Annotated in this window: 16 protein-coding genes; 12 read left to right on the top strand and 4 right to left on the bottom strand. The window is 56.2% G+C overall.

The features are described from left to right. Nucleotides 1-26 precede the first annotated feature (26 nt). The 4 genes from ACUTQ5_RS15190 to mutH all read right to left on the bottom strand — a co-directional run bounded on the left by ACUTQ5_RS15190 (nt 27) and on the right by mutH (nt 3,151). Nucleotides 27-1,067 (bottom strand): NADP(H)-dependent aldo-keto reductase, encoded by a 1,041-nt coding sequence (locus ACUTQ5_RS15190; RefSeq protein WP_445651929.1) that lies wholly within the window; start codon nt 1,065-1,067, stop codon nt 27-29. Between the two features lie 198 nt (nt 1,068-1,265). Beyond that, nucleotides 1,266-1,484, bottom strand: a complete 219-nt coding sequence (locus ACUTQ5_RS15185) for a YgdI/YgdR family lipoprotein (protein ID WP_445651928.1) — start codon at nt 1,482-1,484, stop codon at nt 1,266-1,268. A gap of 168 nt (nt 1,485-1,652) precedes the next feature. Then, nucleotides 1,653-2,369, bottom strand: a complete 717-nt coding sequence (locus ACUTQ5_RS15180) for a TerC family protein (protein WP_445651927.1) — start codon at nt 2,367-2,369, stop codon at nt 1,653-1,655. 95 nt (nt 2,370-2,464) lie between these two features. Next, entirely contained in the window at nt 2,465-3,151 is a 687-nt protein-coding gene (mutH, locus tag ACUTQ5_RS15175; RefSeq protein WP_445651926.1) for a DNA mismatch repair endonuclease MutH, read from the bottom strand. A 696-nt stretch (nt 3,152-3,847) separates the two neighbouring features. Between mutH and rppH the strand changes: the two genes are divergently transcribed. The 12 genes from rppH (at nt 3,848) to recD (ending at nt 22,639) form a co-directional block, all read left to right on the top strand. Next, nucleotides 3,848-4,375: an RNA pyrophosphohydrolase gene (gene rppH / locus ACUTQ5_RS15170; protein WP_012146527.1), complete on the top strand. Its 528-nt coding sequence runs from the start codon at nt 3,848-3,850 to the stop codon at nt 4,373-4,375. A 12-nt stretch (nt 4,376-4,387) separates the two neighbouring features. Continuing rightward, on the top strand, nt 4,388-6,634 hold the full coding sequence (gene ptsP / locus ACUTQ5_RS15165; protein ID WP_445651925.1) for a phosphoenolpyruvate--protein phosphotransferase: 2,247 nt from the start codon (nt 4,388-4,390) through the stop codon (nt 6,632-6,634). A 192-nt stretch (nt 6,635-6,826) separates the two neighbouring features. Continuing rightward, a complete protein-coding gene (lgt, locus tag ACUTQ5_RS15160; RefSeq protein WP_445651924.1) occupies nt 6,827-7,699 on the top strand; it encodes a prolipoprotein diacylglyceryl transferase in 873 nt (290 codons plus the stop codon). Between the two features lie 7 nt (nt 7,700-7,706). Then, on the top strand, nt 7,707-8,501 hold the full coding sequence (gene thyA, locus ACUTQ5_RS15155; protein ID WP_445651923.1) for a thymidylate synthase: 795 nt from the start codon (nt 7,707-7,709) through the stop codon (nt 8,499-8,501). Between the two features lie 199 nt (nt 8,502-8,700). Beyond that, nucleotides 8,701-9,207 (top strand): prepilin peptidase-dependent protein, encoded by a 507-nt coding sequence (locus ACUTQ5_RS15150; RefSeq protein ID WP_445651922.1) that lies wholly within the window; start codon nt 8,701-8,703, stop codon nt 9,205-9,207. Further along, nucleotides 9,195-9,773, top strand: a complete 579-nt coding sequence (locus ACUTQ5_RS15145) for a prepilin peptidase-dependent protein (protein ID WP_445651921.1) — start codon at nt 9,195-9,197, stop codon at nt 9,771-9,773. The genes ACUTQ5_RS15150 and ACUTQ5_RS15145 overlap by 13 nt, the downstream gene beginning before the upstream one ends. Then, complete coding sequence (locus ACUTQ5_RS15140) at nt 9,770-10,216, top strand: YgdB family protein (protein ID WP_445651920.1); 447 nt, start codon at nt 9,770-9,772, stop codon at nt 10,214-10,216. The genes ACUTQ5_RS15145 and ACUTQ5_RS15140 overlap by 4 nt, the downstream gene beginning before the upstream one ends. Then, a complete protein-coding gene (locus ACUTQ5_RS15135) occupies nt 10,206-10,559 on the top strand; it encodes a prepilin-type N-terminal cleavage/methylation domain-containing protein (protein ID WP_261110397.1) in 354 nt (117 codons plus the stop codon). The genes ACUTQ5_RS15140 and ACUTQ5_RS15135 overlap by 11 nt, the downstream gene beginning before the upstream one ends. Nucleotides 10,560-10,592: 33 nt before the next feature. After that, nucleotides 10,593-13,964, top strand: a complete 3,372-nt coding sequence (gene recC, locus ACUTQ5_RS15130) for an exodeoxyribonuclease V subunit gamma (protein WP_445651919.1) — start codon at nt 10,593-10,595, stop codon at nt 13,962-13,964. Nucleotides 13,965-14,340: 376 nt separating this feature from the next. Beyond that, nucleotides 14,341-17,229: a pitrilysin gene (gene ptrA, locus ACUTQ5_RS15125; RefSeq protein WP_445652025.1), complete on the top strand. Its 2,889-nt coding sequence runs from the start codon at nt 14,341-14,343 to the stop codon at nt 17,227-17,229. Beyond that, nucleotides 17,226-20,777 (top strand): exodeoxyribonuclease V subunit beta, encoded by a 3,552-nt coding sequence (recB, locus tag ACUTQ5_RS15120; RefSeq protein ID WP_445651918.1) that lies wholly within the window; start codon nt 17,226-17,228, stop codon nt 20,775-20,777. The genes ptrA and recB overlap by 4 nt, the downstream gene beginning before the upstream one ends. Next, nucleotides 20,774-22,639: an exodeoxyribonuclease V subunit alpha gene (recD, locus tag ACUTQ5_RS15115; protein WP_445651917.1), complete on the top strand. Its 1,866-nt coding sequence runs from the start codon at nt 20,774-20,776 to the stop codon at nt 22,637-22,639. Before recB ends, recD begins: the two co-directional genes overlap by 4 nt. Nucleotide 22,640 lies beyond the last annotated feature (1 nt).

The raw sequence follows: 22,640 nt of genomic DNA, 5'->3' as shown, positions 1-22,640 counted from the left end.
GCGGTTTTGAACTGCGCCCCGTGTTTTTATGGTGCCGGAATAGTAAAGCGGGTGTGGATCTCTTCCAACGCCTGCAGTACGTCTTCATTCAATACCACATCGAAACTGTCGATGTTGGTTTTCAGCTGTTCCAGCGTGGTTGCACCCAGCAGAGTACTGGCAACGAACGGCTGCTGGCGCACAAACGCCAGTGCCATCTGCGACGGATCCAACCCGTGCTTTTTAGCTAATGCGACATACTCGGCAATCGCCAACTGAGTTTGTGGCGCAGAGTAGCGGTTAAAGCGCGTGAATAACGTGTTGCGCGCACCGGCCGGTTTGGCACCGTTGAGATACTTGCCGCTCAGGGTGCCGAATGCCAGGCTGGAATAGGCCAACAGTTCTACCCCTTCGTGCTGGCTGATCTCCGCCAGGCCAATCTCAAAACTGCGGTTCAGCAGGCTATAGGGATTTTGAATCGAAACGATACGCGGCAACTCGTGTTTTTCAGCCAGTTGCAGGTAACGCATTACGCCCCATGGCGTTTCGTTAGACACCCCGATATAGCGGATTTTACCGGCACGCACCTGTTCGGTCAGCGCTTCCAGAGTTTCCAGCAGCGTAACGGTAGCTTTATCGTCGGTGTATTGATAATTGAGCTTGCCGAAGTAGTTGGTTGGACGTTGTGGCCAGTGCAGTTGGTAGAGATCGAGATAATCGGTGTTGAGTCGTTTCAGGCTGGCATCCAGCGCGACACGAATATTTTTGCGATCCAGCGCCTGCTGTGGGCGAATGCTGCTGTCGGTGCCGCGCACCGGCCCGGCAATCTTGCTGGCCAGCACTAGCTTCTCACGGTTGCCGCGTGCCTTGATCCAACTGCCGATGTATTGCTCGGTCAGCCCCTGGGTTTCAGGACGAGGCGGTACCGGGTACATCTCTGCGGTGTCGATCAGGTTGACGCCAGCGGCTAATGCATAGTCGAGTTGCGCATGGGCATCGGCTTCACTGTTCTGTTCGCCAAAGGTCATGGTGCCCAGTCCCAGCACGCTCACTTCTAAAGAACTGTGGGGAATACGGTGGTATTGCATTAACGGCCTTCCTTTCATGTTAGCGCTTACGGGCTGAACCGCCCGGTGAAACAGGAGCCAAATGGCAGGCTGTGGCAAACAACCCGCAAGGCGGTGATATCGCCTTTGCCGACTATAACCAAGCCGAGAAGATGGGGGAAGTGGATTAAGTGCGGGGAAGGCTATCACGCAATACGAGAGCGATAGCCGACGGGGAGTTTAACGTTCGATAACCTGTGAAACCTGATCGCCGTTGATTTGGCGGCTGTTGCCTTTTTCATCTTTATAGCTGATCAGGCCGGTATCTTTATCAATCTCCGGCTTACCCTGAGTCAGGATCATATTGCCGTCTTTGGTTGCCATCACGTAATCGCTGGAACATCCCGCCAAACCGGCGGCGATGATCAACGCAGACACTGCCATTACCCACTTTTTCATCCTGCGGATCCTCAGTTATATATGCAAAAAAGAAGCTTCTTTTAAGATTAGCAAAATATGTATGCGTCGTGTTTCGGATAAGTCTTTATCTTGATAAGGGAAAGTGACATTGAAACAGGGCTGCAGAAAATAATAACGGGAGTGGCTGGCGCGCACTCCCGTGGGGAATTATTCAGAGACGGTATTTTTCTTGCTGCGCATCAGGTTGAGTGCTTCGACCGACATTGAGAAGAACATCGCAAAATAGATATAGCCTTTCGGTACATGTATCTGGAAGCTTTCCAGCATCAGGGTGAAGCCCACCAGGATCAGGAACGCCAACGCCAGCATTTTCACCGAAGGGTGGCGGTTAACGAACTCGCCAATAGGTCGGGCGGCAAACATCATGACGCCAACGGCAATCACCACCGCCGCCATCATAATAAACAGATGGTCGGACAGGCCTACCGCGGTAATCACCGAGTCCAGGCTGAAAATAATATCCAGCAGCATAATCTGCACGATGGCGCCAAAGAAGCCGTGCACCTTCGTGTTGTGTTCTTCCTCTGAACCTTCGATGGTTTCATGGATCTCTTTACTGGCTTTCCAAATCAGGAACAGCCCACCCAGCAGCAGGATCAGATCGCGTGCCGAGATACTGTGGTCCATGATGCTAAACAGCGGGTGGGTCAGACGGATCACCCAGGCGATAGAGGCCAGGAGCCCCAGACGCATTATCATTGCGCCGGCCAGCCCGATGCGGCGAGCCTTGTTCTGCTGCGCTTTCGGTAGCTTGGACACCACCAGCGAAAGGAAAATGATGTTATCGATACCCAGAATGATCTCAAGAATGGTCAGCGTACCTAACGCTAACCAGGCATTGGGATCCATAATCCACTCAAACATTGTCGAGCCACACCTTAATAAAAAACAAAGGCTGAATTATACGCGTTTATTGATACAGCGACACTGTTAGCTAAACGCCACCTAAACAAAAGGGGTCAAACTAAGAAATGTCTTGCCAATAATGCGCCGGTGAAGCTTTTTTTCAGATAAAAGCCGCGCGGCAATGTAAGGATTGGCTGACCCTGTTCGCCGATAGCTTCGGTCAGGGCCTTACTGTTGGCGGCTTTGGGACGCAGTTGCAGCACTTCACCGTGGCGGGCGGTGATCCGCTCTACGTGGCCGAGCACGATCAAATCCATCAGTTCCTCCCAGTCGCGGCGTAGCATCTCTTCTTCTTCGGCGTTTGGGCTCCACAACAGCGGTGAGCCGATACGGCGCTGCGCCAACGGGATTTGTCGCTCGCCTTCTACCGGGATCCACAGCACCCGCGCCAGCTTATGGCGTACATGACTGCTGGCCCAGGTGACACCGCTGTTGCCGGTTAAGGGGGCTACGCAGACGAAGGTGGTTTCCAGCGGTTTGCCGGCGGCGTCTATCGGGATGGTTTTTAGCTCGATGCCCAGCTCGGGGAAATCCTGTTCCGGTTTGCTGCCCGCCATGGCACCAAGATACTGCTCCAGCAGCATGCCAACCCAGCCTTTATCACGTTTCAGATCCCTGGGGATAGCCAACCGCGCACCTTCGGCCAGTTCGCCCAGATGACAGCCGGCAAGCCGTTGTGCTCTTTCAAACAGCTGTTGTTCGTTTTCTGGAGGAGGGGGCAAAGGAGAGAAAAACGCCATAATACAAGCCTGTTAGATTTGGTTGAAAAACGTACTGTATTTGTCCACAGAGAACTTTGGCCGGAAAGGACTGGGGAAAAGAATAATAGTAGCATGATTTTCCATGACTTTTTCTCTCCCCCCCGGTAAAGGAAAAATTCCGACTGACGCTTGTGCACCTGTAGCCACCGACAATAAACAGGATCTTACACCTATTTATCCACAGATTTATGGGATAACCCAAATTTTTACCGATCACTGGTTCGATTTACAGCCTTGACGCAGGCACTTTTTTGCGAAATTGTCCGTTTTGTGCGTAACTCATACGGATAATCTGTGGATAAAAACGACGTTGGTGGATCTTTCACCAGGGTAAGATCCTAAACGGACATAGATCACGTTTTGGCTCTGTGTAGGGCTGTTTATGGTTGTATATGTATATGTTTTTAAATATTTAATTTGATTTTTATATTTCCGGGGTTTTTAGGCTCACCAGAGTTTTACCGGCTTATCCCTTGAGTTCTTCACATACCTATCCACAGAAAAAGTGAATAAAACCCGGTGTAAATCCTTCCGCATGTTTATAACTTTGCCATTATCTGTGAGTTATCCCAATGTTATCCGGTTTGCAGCGCCGCAAAGCAGTGGTTTACCGCCTGTAGCTTGTGTGAAACAATCAGGGTATCTATGCGAATTTAAGCTTATCGAGGTAGTCCGGTGATCGATGATGATGGCTACCGCCCGAATGTTGGTATCGTAATCTGTAATCGTCAGGGGCAAGTCCTGTGGGCTCGCCGTTACGGTCAACACTCCTGGCAGTTTCCCCAAGGTGGGATTAACCCTGGTGAAACCGCAGAACAGGCAATGTACCGTGAGCTGTTCGAAGAAGTGGGACTGAGTAAAAAGGATGTCCGTATCCTGGCCTCAACCCGCAACTGGTTGCGCTATAAATTGCCAAAACGTTTGGTGCGTTGGGACACAAAGCCGGTTTGTATCGGCCAAAAGCAGAAATGGTTTCTGTTGCAGTTAATGTGCAATGACGCTGATATCAATATGCAACGCAGCAGCACGCCGGAGTTTGACGGCTGGCGCTGGGTGAGTTTTTGGTATCCGGTGCGCCAGGTGGTGTCGTTCAAACGCGACGTTTACCGCCGGGTGATGAAAGAATTCGCCGTCACCGTGATGCCGATGCAGGAGCAGGCAGCACAGCGGCAGACCCCCGCTTATCGCCGGAAGAGAGGTTAAGTTAAGCCGACTATGCTCACGCGCTTGCGAGAAATTGTTGAGAAGGTGGCCGCGGCGGCCAGCCTGACAGATGCGCTGGATCTTTTGGTCAATGAAACCTGTCTGGCAATGGATACAGAAGTCTGTTCCATCTACCTGGCGGACAACGACCGCCGCTGCTATTACCTGATGGCGACACGCGGGTTAAAAAAACCGCGTGGGCGCGCTATCGCACTGGCATTTGATGAAGGCATTGTCGGATTGGTCGGACGCCTTGCGGAGCCGATTAACCTGGCAGACGCGCAGAGCCACCCCAGCTTCAAATACATTCCCCAGGTGAAAGAGGATCGTTTCCGATCCTTCCTCGGCGTGCCGATCATTCATCGTCGCCAGTTGCTGGGGGTATTGGTGGTGCAGCAGCGTGAGCTGCGCCAGTTTGACGAAAGCGAAGAATCCTTCATGGTGACCCTGGCCACACAAATGGCCGGGATCCTCTTGCAGTCACAGCTTAACGCCATTTTTGGCCAGTATCGTCAGACGCGCATTCGTGCACTGGCGGCATCGCCGGGCGTCGCCGTAGCGGAAGGTTGGCAGGACAGCAGTCAACCGTCTCTCGACCAGGTTTACAAAGCCTCGACGCTCGATACCGCCAGCGAACGCGAACGCCTGACTCAGGCACTTGAAGAAGCCGGTGCGGAATTCCGCCGTTTCAGCAAGCGCTTTGCCGCCAGCTCGCAAAAAGAGAGCGCGGCGATCTTCGATCTTTACTCTCACCTGCTCAACGATGCTCGCCTCAAGCGCGAACTCTTTTCCGAGATTGATGCCGGTTCTGTGGCGGAATGGGCGGTTAAACAGGTGATCGAAGTCTTTGCCGCTCAGTTTGCCAGCCTGCAAGACACCTATATGCGTGAGCGCGCCAGCGATCTGCGCGCGCTCGGCCAGCGTCTGCTATTCCATCTCGATGACACCACCCAGGGCGCTACCCAGTGGCCGGCGCGCTTTGTGCTGGTAGCCGATGAGCTGACCGCGACACTGTTGGCTGAAATGCCGCAGGACAGGCTGGTCGGCGTGGTGGTGCGCGACGGTGCTGCCAGCTCCCATGCAGCCATATTGGTGCGGGCGATGGGCGTACCGACGGTGATGGGCGCGGATATTCAGCCTGCGCTACTCAGCCAGCGGCTGCTGATTGTCGACGGTTATCGCGGCGAACTTTTGGTCGACCCCGAACCGGTGCTGGTGCAGGAATACCAACGGCTGATCAGCGAAGAGCTGGAATTAAGCAGGTTGGCGGAAGATGACGTTGAGCAACCGGCCCAGCTTAAAAGCGGTGAGCGAGTTCAGGTGATGCTTAATGCCGGCCTCAGCCCGGAACATGAAAAACTGTTGGGCGGGCGGGTTGATGGCGTTGGCCTATACCGTACCGAAATTCCTTTTATGCTACAGAGCGGTTTCCCTTCTGAAGAGGAGCAGGTCGCACAGTATCAGGGCATGTTGCAGATGTATCCAAATAAGCCAGTGACGCTACGCACGCTGGATATCGGTGCCGATAAACAACTGCCTTATATGCCGATCAGCGAAGAAAACCCGTGCCTGGGCTGGCGTGGCATCCGCATTACCCTGGATCAACCGGAGATCTTCCTGATCCAGGTGCGAGCCATGCTGCGTGCCAATGCCGGAACTGGCAATCTGGGCATACTGTTGCCGATGATCACCAGCCTGGAGGAGATCGACGAAGCACGCAGGTTGATCGACCGCGCAGGGCGGGAAGTGGAAGAGGTGCTGGGGTATGAAATCCCCAAACCCAAATTGGGCATCATGCTGGAAGTCCCTTCGATGATCTTCATGATCCCGCATCTGGCCGGGCGCGTTGAGTTTATTTCGGTGGGGACCAACGACCTGACCCAATACCTGCTGGCGGTAGATCGCAACAATACCCGGGTGGCCTCACTGTACGACAGCCTGCATCCTGCCATGTTGCAGGTGCTGAAGCTGATAGCCGTTCAGGCCAGGGCCGTCGGGCTGCAGGTCAGCCTGTGTGGTGAACTGGCCGGCGACCCTATGGGGGCGTTGCTGCTGGTGGGGATGGGCTACCGCAACCTGAGCATGAACGGCCGCAGCGTGGCGCGGATAAAATATCTGCTGCGGCATATTGAGCTGTCCGATGCCGAAGTGCTGACCCAGCGGGTGCTTAACGCCCAAATGACCACCGAAGTGCGCCACCAGGTGGCGGCATTTATGGAGCGTCGTGGTATGGGCGGTTTGATCCGCGGCGGCAAGTAAGCCGCGGGCTGACTGATTTTTTTACAGAACTTTTCCCGGCGTGCCAGTCCGGAGGCGGTTAAGCTTATGCTATTATCCGCTTCCTCAACTGCGTTGAAAGCCACGGAAAAATAGTGTTCCCGCTGAGTTTCACCGCGTTTGGCACCTGCCGCCCCCGGATGGGGAAGAATAATAGACATGTTGTGGTGATAGATGACCAATAGCTATCTGGCGTTTCCTAAATTTGATCCGGTGATTTTCTCTATCGGCCCGGTTTCTCTGCATTGGTACGGTCTGATGTACCTGGTTGGCTTTGTTTTTGCCATGTGGCTGGCGGTACGCCGGGCTAACAAACCCGGCAGCGGCTGGACCAAGGATGAAGTAGAGAACCTGCTGTACGCCGGTTTCCTAGGTGTGTTCGTCGGTGGTCGCGTGGGTTATGTGCTGTTCTACAATCTGCCGCTGTTCCTGGAGAACCCGCTCTATCTGTTTAAAGTCTGGGATGGCGGCATGTCATTCCACGGCGGTCTGATGGGGGTGATCCTGGTGATGTTCTGGTTCGCTCGCCGCACCAAACGCACCTTCTTCCAGGTTTCTGATTTCATCGCCCCGCTGATCCCGTTCGGTCTGGGTGCCGGCCGTTTGGGTAACTTTATCAACGGTGAGCTCTGGGGCCGTGTGACTACCGATACCCCATGGGCGATGCTGTTCCCAAGCTCGCGTGCAGAAGACGTGGCGCTTGCCGCCGCCGATCCGCAACTGCTGCCGCTCCTGAACCAATACGGCGTGTTGCCGCGTCACCCGTCCCAGCTGTATGAACTGCTGCTTGAAGGCGTGGTGCTGTTTATCATTCTGAACCTGTTTATCCGCAAACCGCGGCCAATGGGGGCCGTCTCCGGCCTGTTCCTGATTGGTTATGGTGCATTCCGTATTATTGTCGAAGCCTTCCGCCAGCCGGATGCCCAGCTCGGCCTGTTTGACGGCGTAATCAGCATGGGGCAGATCCTGTCAGTTCCTATGGTGGTGGCCGGTATTATTATGATGATTTGGGCGTATCGTCGCCGCCCACAGCAACAACTGTCGTGAGGAACAAATGAAACAGTATCTGGATTTGATGAACAAAGTGCTCGCCGAGGGCACCCCTAAAGCCGACCGTACCGGCACTGGCACCTTGTCGATATTCGGCCACCAGATGCGTTTCAATTTGCAGGAAGGGTTTCCGCTGGTTACTACCAAGAAGTGTCACCTGCGTTCGATAATCCATGAATTGCTGTGGTTCCTGAATGGCGATACCAACGTGGCGTATCTGCGGGAAAACAACGTCAGCATTTGGGACGAGTGGGTCGACGAAAACGGCAGTCTTGGCCCGGTATATGGCAAACAGTGGCGTGCCTGGGGGACGGCGGACGGTCGTCAGATCGATCAATTGACTACCGTGCTGAACCAGCTGAAGCAGGACCCGGATTCGCGCCGTATCATTGTTTCAGCCTGGAACGTGGGGGAGTTGGATCAGATGGCGTTGGCACCGTGCCATGCGTTCTTCCAGTTTTACGTGGCGGATGGCAAATTGTCTTGCCAACTGTACCAGCGTTCCTGCGATGTGTTCCTCGGCCTGCCGTTCAACATTGCCAGCTATGCGCTGTTGGTCCATATGATGGCGCAGCAATGTGGCCTGGAAGTGGGTGATTTCGTCTGGACCGGCGGCGATACCCATCTGTACAGCAACCATATGGAACAAACCCAGCTGCAGCTGACGCGTGAACCGCGTGCCTTGCCGAAGCTGGTGATCAAACGCAAACCGGCATCGCTGTTCGATTACCGTTTCGAAGACTTTGAAATCGAAGGTTACGATCCGCACCCCGCCATCAAGGCACCGGTTGCCATCTGATTTTTACCCGATGATTGATCCCCAAGGGCGCACTGGTTGCGCCCTTGTTTATTTTTGCCGATCCCGTCTTGGTTGTTTCTGCGTTCTGCTTCGCATTTTGTTGGTTTCGCCCGTCAGTTTCATAGAAAGGTTGCGTGGCGTGCTTCAGCTCGGGTAACTCCGTCTTTATCCTGCGCTGCCCCGGGTTACACTGGCCGCCATGAATGACAAGATGACTTTCAACATTGATGGCCAGCGCGGGATGACGCTGATTGAGCTGCTGGTGGTGATAACCCTGGCAGGCCTGCTGACTGGTTGGGGGGTTAGCCACTGGCGTCATTATCAACAGGCTCTGCAGTTGGAACATACCGCGCAGCAACTGCTGGCATTTCTCACCCGGTTACAGGCGGATGCCAACTGGCGCAACCGCACGGCATTGCTGGATTTTAAAACCGGCGATCCCTGGTGCATCGGCAGCGGCCAGGCGCCAGTGGATTGTACAGCGCTCGGCGATGATGTGTTCAGCCCCGGCTATCGGGACGTGCAACTGGCGGGTTTTACTCAAAAGGATATGGGGTTTTATGGCCTGCGTAACAATGCGCAGGCCGGGCATATCTTGCTCCGCAATGGCGCTGGTAGCCTGCGGTTGGTGCTGTCTGCCAAGGGGCGGCTACGGCTATGCAGTGAAGGCGTGAGCATAAGAGGAATTGCGACATGCCAGCCCTAGAACGTGGTTTTACCTTGCCGGAGGTGATGCTGGCGCTGACGTTTGGCAGCCTGATTGCGTTGGCGGCGGCTAAAACTTATCCGGTATTACGCCAGCATAGTGTCGATGTTGGCCGGCATTATCGGCTGGAGTCGGTGCTGCGGCAGTTAGCCTTTGGCATTGAGAAAGATCTACGCCGCGCCGGTTTCTGTGTCGGTCAGTGCCAGGGGCAACCCTTGTTGATTGGCCGAGTGGGTGGGGAGGCCGTGGGAAGTTGCGTGATAGTCGCCTATGACATCACCCGCAACGGGCGCTGGGAAACTCTCGGCGCTGACGCTGGATACTTCGGTTACCGTTTACGGCAAGGTCGGCTGGAAGGGCAACGTGGGGTGAGACACTGCCATGGCACTGGCTGGGAGCGTCTCCTGGATAACGACGAAGTACGCATTGAAGCCTTCAGCGTCAAGGTGAAGGCGGGCGACAGTGGTAAACGCTGGGTTACCTTGACCTTGAGTGGCCGTTCAAAAGCGGATGGCGGTATACGGCGCAGTCTGCAGTGGGCGGTTAATATGGCCTCGCTGCCATGAGCGCTGGTGGGCAGCGGGGAGGCAGCACCCTGGCGGCAGTGATGATGCTGCTGGTGATGGGGCTGATGCTGTTGAATGCCCAGCATCGCCAGTTGGACAGTGCTTTGCTGCTGGCTGCCGACGAGAAGCATTATTTACAGGCTTACAATCAGGCCGCTTCGGGGCTCAGTTGGGGTGTTGCGCAGTCCTGGCCACGCGGCAGGCTCGCCGCCAACGGCTGGTGGTGCCAGCAAACCGGCGAATTGCGGGCCTGTGCAAAGTTATCCTCTCAGGCAGGCATGGTGCTGGTACGTGGTGATGCGCAGGTGAGCCGTGGGGAACCGTTGCGGTTATATCAACGAACCCAACCTGATGGTTCAGGGGGCGACATCGGACTAAGAGCGGAAACCGGCGGCTGGTTGGATTTTTGCCCTGAAAAAAAGCAGGCTGACTGTGCGGAGTAGCAAGCTATGGCGTCAGCGGGGCTTCAGCCTGCCGGAGGTGTTGATTGCCGCTTTGCTGTTCGCGGTGTCGCTGCTGGGGTTGTTACAGTATCATCAGGTGCTGTTGCAGTCGTTTCAGCGTCAGTGGCAGTATCGACAGGCCTGGTCGTTGGCGCATCAGCAATTGGAAGTTTTCGCCGCTACCGGGCGGGTTGATGTTGGGCTACCGCTTCCGTCCCCCGGATGGCAGCGTCAGACCGGGTTAAGCACTCCGCAAGCCGCCTGCCAACGGCTGACGGTAAGAATACAAACGCCCCAACGGCAGTGGGCGGAACTCAGTCGTTGGTACTGCAAGCGTCAGTGAACCGGCAGATATTTTGTTTTAAGGGAGCTCCCAATGTTTAGGGTTTATCATTCCAATCAGTTGGATTTGCTGAAAACGTTAACCAGCGCGTTGATAGCCAGAGAGCCATTGGCCGATCCTTTTCAACAGGAAGTGGTGTTGGTGCAGAGCCCCGGTATGGCGCAGTGGCTACAGATGCAGTTGGCGGAACAGTTTGGCATTGCTGCCAACATCGCTTTCCCGTTGCCGGCTACCTTCATCTGGGACATGTTTACCCGGGTGTTACCGGGTATCCCGAAAGAGAGCGCCTTCAGCAAAGACGCCATGACCTGGAAGCTGATGTGGCTGCTGCCCGATCTGCTCACTCAGCCTGAATTTGCCCCGCTGCAGCATTACCTCACCGACGACGGCGACAAGCGTAAGATTCACCAGCTTGCCGGCCGGGTAGCCGACCTGTTTGACCAATATCTGGTGTATCGTCCGCAATGGCTGGAAAGCTGGCAGAAAGGCGAGTGTATTGACGGATTGGCGGAAGCGCAGCAGTGGCAGGCGCCCCTGTGGGCACGACTGGTCGAATACACTCAGGAACTGGGGCAACCGGAATGGCATCGTGCCAATTTGTATCGCCGTTTTATCAGCGCGTTAGATAAAGCTGAAACCCCACCTGTGGGGTTGCCGCCTCGGGTGTTTATCTGCGGCATCTCGGCCTTGCCGCCGGTCTATCTGGAAGCGCTGCAGGCGCTGGGCAAGCATATCGATATTCATCTGATGTTCACCAACCCCTGCCACTACTATTGGGGGGACATTCAGAGCCAGTCCTTCCTGGCGAAATTACAGAGCCGCAAAAGGCAGCATTATCGCGATAAAACAGAATATTCGTTATTCAGGGATCCTGATAACGCCTCTGCATTGTTTAACGACGCCGGCGAGCAAGACCTGCCGAACCCGCTGTTGGCTTCATGGGGCAAGCTGGGGCGCGACCACCACTTTTTACTCTCGCAGATCGAATCCTCAGAGGAAGTTTTTGCCTTTGTGGATATCCCAGCGGATAACCTGCTGCATGGCATTCAGCACGATATGCTGGAGCTGAAGAACAGCGCGGTGATCGGTACCACCCCGGCAACGCTGGAGAGGAGCGACACCAAACGTCGACTGGATCCGGCCGACAGGTCTATCAGCCTGCACGCCTGCCACAGCCCGCAGCGTGAGGTGGAAGTGCTGCATGACCAACTGTTGAGCATGCTGGCGGACGATCCTGAGCTGACGCCGCGTGACATCATCGTGATGGTGGCGGATATCGACAGCTACACCCCTTATATTCAGGCGGTATTCGGTAACGCCTCACCCGAACGCTATCTGCCGTTTGCCATTTCTGACCGAAAAGCCAGCCAGGCGCACCCGGTGCTACAGGCGTTTATTTCGTTATTGGATCTGCCGCAGAGCCGCTTTACCTCAGAACAGGTACTGGCTTTGCTGGAGGTGCCGGCACTGGCGGCGCGTTTCTCCATTCGGGAGGAAGGATTGCGCCTGTTGCGCCATTGGGTTGGTGAGTCTGGTGTGCGCTGGGGGCTGGATGACGACAACGTGCGTGAATTGGATCTGCCGGCGACCGGCCAGCATACCTGGCAATTTGGCATTACACGCATGCTGCTGGGTTACGCGATGGACAGCAATGCCGGTGATTGGCAGGGCGTTTTACCCTATGACGAGTCGAGCGGACTGGTGGCAGAACTGGCCGGGCAACTGGCGGAGCTGCTGGCGGCGCTGAGTCGTTGGCGGCAACGGCTGGGACAGGCGCGTTCTTTGCCAGAGTGGCAGCCACTGTGTCGCCAACTGCTTGAGACCTTCTTTGAGCAGGACGGCGAAACGGAAGTGGTGTTGGCACTGATAGAGCGGGAGTGGAACAAGCTGTTTGAGTTCGGGCTGGCGGCGCGCTATCCCGATGAGGTCCCGCTGTCTATCCTGCGGGACGAGTTGGCGGCACGCCTCGATCAGGAACGCATCAGCCAGCGTTTCCTGGCCGGGCAAATTAACTTCTGTACGCTGATGCCTATGCGTTCTATCCCATTCAAAGTGGTTTGCCTGCTGGGCATGAACGACGGGGTTTATCCGCGCACTCTGCCGCCGTTAGGCTTTGATCTGATGGCGCAACAGGTCAAACGCGGTGACCGCAGCCGCCGAGATGATGACCGTTACCTGTTCCTGGAAGCGATTTTGTCGGCGCAGCAACGGCTGTACATCAGCTTTATTGGCCGCTCCATTCAGGATAACAGCGAGCGTTATCCCTCGGTGCTGGTGACTGAACTACTGGAGTATCTGGAGCAAAGTTATTGCCTGCCGGGCGATGAACATCTGGACGCTGATGGTAGCGCACGTCGGGTGGGTAAACACTTGCTTAACTGGCATTCACGCATGCCGTTCGCTGCCGAGAATTTTCTGCCCGACACCGAAGATCAAAGCTACGCGGCAGAATGGCTGCCTGCCGCCGATCGGCGCGGTGCGGCACATCCGCCGTTTAATCAGCCCTTGCTGCCGGATGAGAAAACTCAGATCTCGCTGGACGATTTATTGCGCTTCTACCGCCACCCGATCCGCGCTTTCTTCCAACTGCGGTTAGGGGTCAGTTTCATCTTGGAAGAAACCGAACTGCCAGATGAAGAACCCTTCACCCTGGATAACCTCAGCCGCTATCAGTTCAACAGCCAACTACTGAACACCCTGATTGACGGCGAGGATGCCAGCCGCCTGTTTCAACGGGTGCGCGCCGCCGGCGGGTTGCCTTTTGGTCCCTTCGGCGAAATTTACTGGCAGAAACAGCAGGAAGAGATGAGCGAGCTGGCCGAACAGGTCCGCGCTGAACGTAGCGAAGGGCACAGCCTGGAACTGGATATCGACATTGCCGGTGTACGCATCAGCGGCTGGTTACACCAGGTACAAGGCGATGGGCTGCTGCGCTGGCGACCATCAACTTTATCGGCAGTCGACGGCATATTACTGTGGCTGGAACATCTGGTGTACTGCTGCGTCGGGGGCAGCGGTGAAAGTCGCATTTACGGGCGTAAAGGGGCTGTCTGGCGCTTTGCCGCATTAAGCACGGAAGAGGCCCGCGAGCAATTGGCCGAACTGGTGGCGGGTTATCAGCGCGGCCTGTGTCAGCCGTTACTTTTGTTGAACAAAAGCGGCTGGGCATGGTTGAGCCAGTGCTACCAGCCACAAACGCAGCAGATTGACTGGGATGAAGAGGTACAAATCAAGGCCAGGGGCAAGCTGCTACAAACCTGGCAGGGCGATCAACGCATTCCGGGCGAAGGTGAAGACCCTTATGTACAGCGGGTATTCCGCCAGTTAGATAATATTTATTTAGCGCAAATTCTGGCCGAAACAGAGCGTTATCTGTTACCGGTGGCACGGTATAACCTAGGCTGATCCTGTGGCATTACATAGAGTTATTTACCCTATGAATTTCTAGTTGCAGCCAGGCACCCAGCTCGTTCATCCCCAGGCGCTTACTCTGGTAAGTAACTGGGGTGAACGAGTGCAGGTAACAACGTTGCGACTTGAAAGGCAACGGGTAAAATCCCCCGGTGGTACTGATTGCCCGGAGGTGGTAAAAATAATCAGGGTTATATTCAACTATCGGGGTTAGCTCCGGTCTTACATAACGTACAGGCATATAGACCCGCCGCCTTTCAAGCTGCAGCTTGAAATTCATAGGGTATAGATTTTGATGTGTTGTTTTGATGTACGCCGTCAACGTCAGGGATGTGGCGCGACGGCGTCTGAATAGGGGTTCATTTTGGATATGCGCAGACAGTTGGCCCGCATCACCGGGTTAGTATTAGTGGTTATGTTTTGGGCACCGTTGAGCTGGGCCGCACAGGGATGGCAACCGCTGGCGGAGAAGATCAACAAAAGCGATCACGATCCGCGCCAGTACCAGGCGATCAAGCTGACGAACGGTATGACCGTGCTGTTGGTTTCCGATGCTCAGGCGCCGAAATCACTGGCGGCGCTGGCGCTGCCGGTAGGCTCGCTGGAAGATCCGAACACTCAGCTTGGGTTAGCGCACTACCTGGAGCACATGGTGCTGATGGGGTCAAAGCGCTATCCGCAACCGGAAAACCTGTCGGAGTTCCTGAAGAAGCACGGCGGCAGCCATAACGCCAGCACCGCGTCTTATCGCACTGCGTTTTATCTGGAAGTGGAAAACGACGCGCTGGCCCCGGCGGTAGATCGCATGGCGGACGCCATCGCCGAGCCGCTGCTGGATCCGGACAATGCCGATCGTGAACGTAATGCGGTCAACGCTGAACTGACGATGGCACGCTCACGTGACGGTATGCGCATGGCGCAGGTTGGGGCAGAAACGCTGAACCCGGCTCACCCGAGCGCGCGTTTCTCTGGCGGTAACCTTGATACCCTAAAAGACAAGCCGGGCAGCAAGCTGCACGATGAGCTGACGGCATTCTATCAGCGTTATTATTCTGCCAATCTGATGATGGGGGTGCTGTACAGCAACCAGCCATTGCCGGAACTGGCTGAACTGGCGGCCAAAACCTTTGGCAAGGTTCCTAATCGAGACGCCAGCGTACCGCCGATCAAAGTCCCGGCGGTCACCCCTGAACAGCAGGGCATCATTATTCATTATGTGCCGGCCCAGCCGCGCAAACAGTTGAAAGTAGAATTCCGCATCGACAATAACAGCGCCGAATTCCGCAGCAAGACCGATACCTACATCAGTTACCTGATTGGCAACCGCAGCCAAAATACCCTGTCTGACTGGCTGCAAAAGCAGGGGTTGGCGGATGCCATCAATGCCGGGGCCGATCCTATGGTCGATCGCAACGGCGGCGTATTCTCGATCAGCGTCTCGCTGACCGATAAAGGCCTGGCCAAGCGTGACGAAGTGGTTGCGGCCATCTTCAACTATCTGAAAATGTTGCGCAGCGAAGGTATTAAGCAAAGCTATTTTGATGAGATTTCCCACGTCCTGAATCTGGATTTCCGCTATCCGTCGATCACCCGTGATATGGACTACATCGAATGGCTGGTGGATACCATGCTGCGCGTGCCGGTCGAACATACGCTGGATTCGCCTTATCTGGCCGACCGCTATGACGTCAAAGCCATTGCCGAACGTCTGGACGCCATGACGCCACAAAATGCGCGTATCTGGTTCGTCAGCCCGAATGAGCCGCATAACAAGATGGCCTACTTCGTCAATGCGCCGTATCAGGTCGATAAAATCACTCAGCAGCGCTTTGAGCAGTGGCAGCAACTGGGTAAAGGGATCAGCCTGTCGTTACCTACGCTGAACCCGTATATTCCAGATGATTTCAGCCTGACCAAACCTTCGCACGAGTTTAAAAAACCGGAGATGGTGGTCGACCAACCGGGTCTGCGTGTGTTGTATATGCCGAGCCGTTACTTTGCCGACGAGCCGAAGGCTGACGTCACAGTGGTATTCCGCAATGCAAAAACCATGGATTCTGCACGCAACCAGGTGTTGTTCTCTTTGACTGACTATCTGGCCGGGATATCACTGGACCAACTGAGCTATCAGGCTTCGGTTGGCGGGCTGAGTTTCTCAACCTCGCCGAACAACGGTCTGGAGTTCAACGCCAATGGTTTTACCCAGCGTCTGCCGCAATTGCTGACCTCGCTGATCGAGGGCTACTCCAGTTTCACACCGACCGAAGATCAACTGACGCAGGCCAAATCCTGGTATCTGGAACAGCTGGATTCGGCCGAGAAAGGCAAAGCGTTTGAACTGGCTATCCAACCGGTGCAGATGGTTTCTCGCGTGCCTTACTCAGAACGCAGTGAGCGCCGTGAGGTGCTGAAAACCCTGACGCTGAGAGATGTGCTGGCCTACCGTGACAGCCTGCTGGCTGAGGCAACACCGGAGTTGTTGGTGGTGGGCAATATGAGCAAGCAGCAGGTGGATACCCTGGCCTCCACGCTGAAACACCGTCTGGGTTGTACCGGCATTGAATGGTGGCACGGCGAAGACGTTGAAGTGACTAAAAACCAGTTGGCCAATCTGCAGCGGGCAGGCAGCAGCACCGACTCGGCGCTGGCGGCAGTGTATGTGCCGACCGGCTACGACGAAGTGACCGGTATGGCTTACAGCTCGTTGCTGGGCCAAATTATCCAGCCATGGTTCTACAGCCAGCTGCGTACTCAGGAACAACTTGGCTACGCGGTGTTTGCTTTCCCGATGTCCGTCGGCCGTCAGTGGGGCATTGGTTTCCTGCTGCAAAGTAACAGCAAGCAACCGGCGTACCTGTATCAGCGCTATCAGGATTTCTACCCGAAAACCGAGAAACGCCTGCGCGAGATGAAAGAAGCGGACTTCGAGCAGTATAAGCAAGCGATGATCAACGAGCTGAAGCAGCGTCCGCAGACCCTGAGCGAAGAAGCCGGCCGCTTCTCCAATGACTTTGACCGTGGCAACTTCGCATTTGATACCCGTCATAAGCTGATTGAGCAGATCAAGCAGTTGACGCCGACCAAACTGGCGGATTATTTCCACCAGGCGGTGATTAAGCCGCAGGGGCTGGCGGTGTTGTCGCAGGTGAGCGGCAGTGGGCAAGAGAAGGCGGATTACGCCGTACAGCCGAACTGGGTAACGTATCCAAACGCCTCTGCGCTGCAGAAAACCTTGCCGCGTAAGGTGGCGATGCCATGACAGGGACCACTCCGCAGCGACTTGACCCGCTAACGTTGCCGCTGTTTGGCGAGCGGTTGATAGAAGCGTCGGCGGGGACCGGTAAAACCTTTACCATTGGTGCGTTATATCTGCGTCTGCTGCTTGGCTTGGGCCAGGCGGCAGCCTTTCCCCGGCCGCTGACGGTAGAGGAGATCCTGGTGGTGACCTTTACCGAGGCCGCCACTGAGGAGTTGCGTGGACGTATCCGCAGCAATATCCATGGCTTACGCATTGCCTGCGTGCGTGGCAGCAGTAAAGACCCATTATTTAATGCATTAATGGCGGAAATTGACGATCTGCCGGATGCTGCTGCGCAACTGCTGGCCGCCGAACGGCAGATGGACGAAGCGGCAATCTATACCATCCACGGTTTTTGCCAGCGTATGCTGACCCACAACGCCTTCGAGTCCGGCATTCTGTTTGAGCAAACGCTGGTGCAGGATGAACTGCCGCTGCGCCGTCAGGCCTGTGCGGACTTTTGGCGTCGCCATTGTTATCCGTTGCCGATCGGAGTGGCCCGGGCGGTGAGCCAGGAGTGGAGCGGCCCGGAAGCGCTGCTGGCCGATCTTTCCGGTTATCTGCATGGCGAAGCGCCCATGCTGCGTCGGCCGCCGAAGGATGAAGAAACGGTGCTGATGCGCCATGAGCAAATCGTGGCGCGTATTGACGCCATTAAAGTGCAGTGGCTGGCGGCAGCGGGCGAGCTGGAAGCGTTGATCAGCCAGTCCGGCGTTGATAAGCGCAGTTACAGCAGCAAAAACCTGCCTAACTGGTTGCACAAAGTCGGTGAATGGGTGGTGCTGGAAACCCAAGACTATCAGTTGCCGAAAGAGCTGGATAAATTCCGTCAGTCGGTACTGCTGGAGAAAACTAAAAAAGGCGAACCGCCGCGCCATGCATTGTTTGTGGCGATCGACGAACTGTTCGATGAACCTCTGACGCTGCGTGATTTGATCATGGCGCGGGCGCTGAGCGAGATACGTTTGTCCATTCAGCAGGAGAAACGTCAGCGGGCTGAGCTGGGTTTTGACGACCTGTTAAGTCGGCTGGACAGTGCATTGCAGAGTGACGGGGGTGAACGTTTGGCACAGGCGATCCGCCAGCGTTACCCGGTGGCGATGATCGATGAGTTCCAGGATACCGATCCACAGCAATACCGCATCTTCCAAAAACTCTATGTCGGCAGGCCGGAATGCGGCCTGCTGCTGATCGGCGATCCCAAGCAGGCAATTTACGCTTTCCGTGGTGCCGATATCTTTACTTATATGCGCGCCCGTTCAGAGGTAAGCGCCCACTATACGCTCGAAACCAACTGGCGCTCCTCACCGGCGATGGTGGAAAGCGTTAATCATCTGTTTGCGCAGGTGGAAAAACCTTTCCTGTTCGGCCAAATTCCCTTTGTTGAGGTGGTCGCCGCCGAGAAAAATCGGGGGCTGGCGTTTGAGCTGCACAACCAGCCGCAGCCTGCGATGCAATTCTGGCTGCAACAGGGGGAAGGTGTCGGCGTTAGTGAGTACCAACAATTAATGGCACGTCTGTGCGCCACGCAAATCCGCGACTGGCTCAGCGCCGGGCAAAACCAGCAGGCCTGGCTGGTCGAAGGCGAAAAACGGCGGGCGGTAGAGGCGTCAGACATTACCGTGCTGGTGCGCAGCCGCAATGAGGCGGCATTAGTGCGCGACGCCCTGAGTGCACTGGCGATCCCTTCGGTTTATCTGTCCAACCGCGACAGCGTGTTCGATACGCCAGAAGCCAAGGATTTGCTGTGGCTGCTTCAGGCAGTGTTGGCACCGGAGCAGGAACGTACGCTGCGCAGTGCCATGGCGACAGGGCTGATGGGGCTGGACGCGCAGGCGCTGGACGGCTTGAACCAGGATGAGCGTGCCTGGGATGCCCTGGTCAATGAGTTCGATAAATATCGCACGCTGTGGCTGCGTCGCGGCGTGTTGCCGATGCTGCGTGAGGTGATGAATCAGCGCCATCTGGCAGAAAACCTGTTGGCCAGCCTCGGCGGTGAGCGCCGGTTGACCGATGTGATGCATCTGGGCGAGCTATTGCAGGAAGCCTCCGCACAGCTCGACAGCGAACATGCACTGGTGCGTTGGCTGGCGCAGCAGATTGCTCAGCCGAATCGGCAGTCCGACAACCAGCAGCTACGGCTGGAAAGCGACCGCCATTTGGTGCAGGTGATCACCATCCATAAATCCAAAGGGCTGGAGTTCGATCTGGTATGGCTGCCGTTCGTTGGCAATTTCCGCCAGCAGCAGCAGGTGCTGTACCACGATCGCCACAGTTTCCAGGCCCTGCTGGATCTCGACGCCGATGAGCAAAGTATCGAGTGGGCGGAGGAGGAGCGGCTGGCGGAAGATCTACGCCTGCTGTATGTCGCGCTGACCCGTTCGGTATACCACTGCAGCATCGGCATTGCGCCGTTGATACAGGGGACCCGCAAAAAGCAGGGTGATAGCGATTTACACCGCAGCGCGCTGGGCTATCTGGTGCAGGCCGGTCAGGCCGGCGATGCGGCTTATCTGCAGCAATGTCTGCAACAATTGGCCGTCGATGGTGTTGCGCTATCGCGGGTCGAAACTCTGGACGAGTACCCTTGGCAGCCGCAAACGCCAGACTTGACCGAGCTGGCGGCGAAACATTTCTCACGCCAGGTGCAGGATTTCTGGCGGGTGACCAGCTATACCGGTCTGCAACAGCACGGCACGAGCCTGATGCAGGATTTGTTGCCAAGGTTGGATGTTGATGCCGCCGGCGAGCAGGCGCAGGACAGTGAGCCAGCGCTCACACCGCATACCTTTCCACGTGGCGCCGGGCCGGGAACCTTCCTGCACAGCCTGTTTGAAACGATCGACTTTACCCAACCGCTCGATGAGGCGTGGATGTTGGAGCAGTTGCAAAAACAAGGATTTGGCGAACACTGGCAACCGATACTGCTGGCGTGGATGCAGGTGCTGTTAAACACCCCGCTTAATGATACCGGCGTCGCTTTGTCAGCGCTGGCCCCGCAGTATAAGCAGGCTGAGCTGCAGTTTTATCTGCCGATCGAGCAGCTGTTGCAGGCGCGTGAGCTGGATAATCTGGTGAAAAGTTACGATCCACTTTCTGCCCGTTGCCCTGAGTTGGATTTCCAACAGGTGCAGGGGATGCTGAAAGGATTTATCGACCTGGTGTTCTGCTGGCAGGGGAAATATTACCTGCTGGATTACAAATCCAACTGGTTGGGCGAAGACAGCAGCGCCTATACCCAACCGGCGATGGAACAGGCGATGGTGGAACATCGTTACGACTTGCAGTACCAGCTATACACGCTGGCACTGCACCGCTATCTGCGCCATCGATTGCCGGATTATGATTATCAGCGGCACTTCGGCGGGGTGATTTATCTGTTCCTGCGCGGTGTGGATGCACAGCATCCGGGCAGCGGCATTTTTACCTGCCGCCCTCAGGAGCCATTGGTGGAAGGCATGGATTTGTTATTCAGTGGTAAAACCGTTGCGGTGGGGGATGCATCATGATCGCTCTACTGGAACAGGCACAGGCGCTTGGCGTGTTACGCCCACTGGATTTGCAGTTCGCCCGCGTAGTCGCTGGAGCGGATGAGCCTGAGATGCTGCTGGCTGCTGCCTGCCTCAGCGCGGAGGCTGGCGCGGGTCACGTTTGCCTGATGCTAGAGCAACTGCTGCCGGAAAACCTTTTTGACGGACGTCATCCGGAGCTGGCGCAGGCTGCGTGGGTGGCGGCAGGGCAGTTGGATGTGGCCGGTTGGCAACGGCGGCTGTCGGCCAGTGCGGCGGTGGGTGATGGCAGTACCGCGATGCCGATGGTGTTGCAACAGCAGCGCTTGTATCTGCAGCGCATGTGGCAGAACGAGGGTGAGGTTGCCGCCTTTATTAGAGGCGACAGTATCAGTAGCGACAGTCTACCTCAGGCGGTCGAAGAGACCGAGCTGCGTGCTATTCTCGACCAATTATTTGGTGAGGCGACCGATGAACCCGACTGGCAGAAAATTGCTGCCGCGGTGGCCGCCACGCGACGTATTGCGGTGATTTCGGGTGGACCGGGCACCGGTAAGACCACCACGGTCGCTAAATTACTGGCGGCGCTGGTGCAGTTCGACGAAGGGAGGCGTTTGCGCATCCAGCTGGCGGCTCCTACCGGCAAAGCGGCGGCGCGTTTAACCGAATCCCTGGGCAGTGCCAGCAAGCAGCTGACGCTAACCCTGGAGCAGCGTGCGCTGTTCCCTACCGAAGCTTCCACGTTGCATCGTCTGCTGGGCGCTCAGCCCAACAGTCAGCGTATGCGTTATCACAGTGGCAACCGGCTGCATCTGGACGTACTGGTCGTCGATGAGGCCTCCATGGTCGACCTGCCTATGATGGCGCGTTTGATTGCCGCCTTGCCCATTCAGGCACGGGTGATTTTCCTGGGCGATCGCGATCAACTGGCTTCGGTAGAGGCCGGGGCGGTACTGGGAGATATTTGCCGCTTTGCCGAGCAAGGTTACAGCGTGACGCGTGCGCAGCAACTTACGCGGCTGACCGGCTGCCTGCTGCAGGGGCAAACTGCCCAGGCGGAAGCTGCGGTACGCGATAGTCTGTGCCTGTTGCGCAAAAGCTACCGGTTTGATGCCAATTCGGGCATTGGTCAATTGGCCTTTGCCGTGAACGCCGGTGATGGCAAACGGGCAATGGCGGCGATCAGCGGCAGTTTCGCTGACGTTAGCGGTTATCCACTGGCTGAAACTCAAGACTATCAGGCATTGTTGGATGCCTGTGTGGCGGGTTACCGTGATTATCTGCGGCTGGTGGGTGAAGGGGCGGACGCTGTGGCGGTGTTGGCGGCGTTCGGTCATTTCCAGGTGCTGTGCGCGCTGCGAGAGGGGCCTTTCGGCATCGCCGGCTTAAATGAACGCATTGAGACGGGGCTGCAACGTGCCGGCCTGATCCAGCGTAAGCCGGGAGCCGCTGGGCGTTGGTATTCCGGCCGTCCGGTGATGATTGGTCGCAATGACAGCGCTCTGGGGCTGTTTAATGGCGATATTGGCATTGCCTTGCGGGATGAGAGCGGCGAACTCCGCGTTCATTTTCAACTGCCGGACGGCAGCATCAAGTCGGTGCAGCCGAGCCGTTTACCGGCGCATGAAACCGCTTATGCGATGACGGTGCACAAGTCACAGGGCTCGGAGTTTGACCATACGGTACTGGTGCTGCCCAATCATTTCCTGCCGGTGCTGACCCGCGAACTGGTGTATACCGCAATCACCCGCGCTCGCAGGCAGCTTTCGCTGTATGCCATCGATGCGGTTTTGATGCGGGCGATCCGTACCCCGACCCAGCGCCGTAGCGGGTTGGCGGAGCGGTTGCAGATCAAGGCTTAAG

This window comes from Serratia sp. NA_112.1, assembly GCF_052691715.1.
This window is presented reverse-complemented; position numbering and strand designations above follow the sequence as displayed.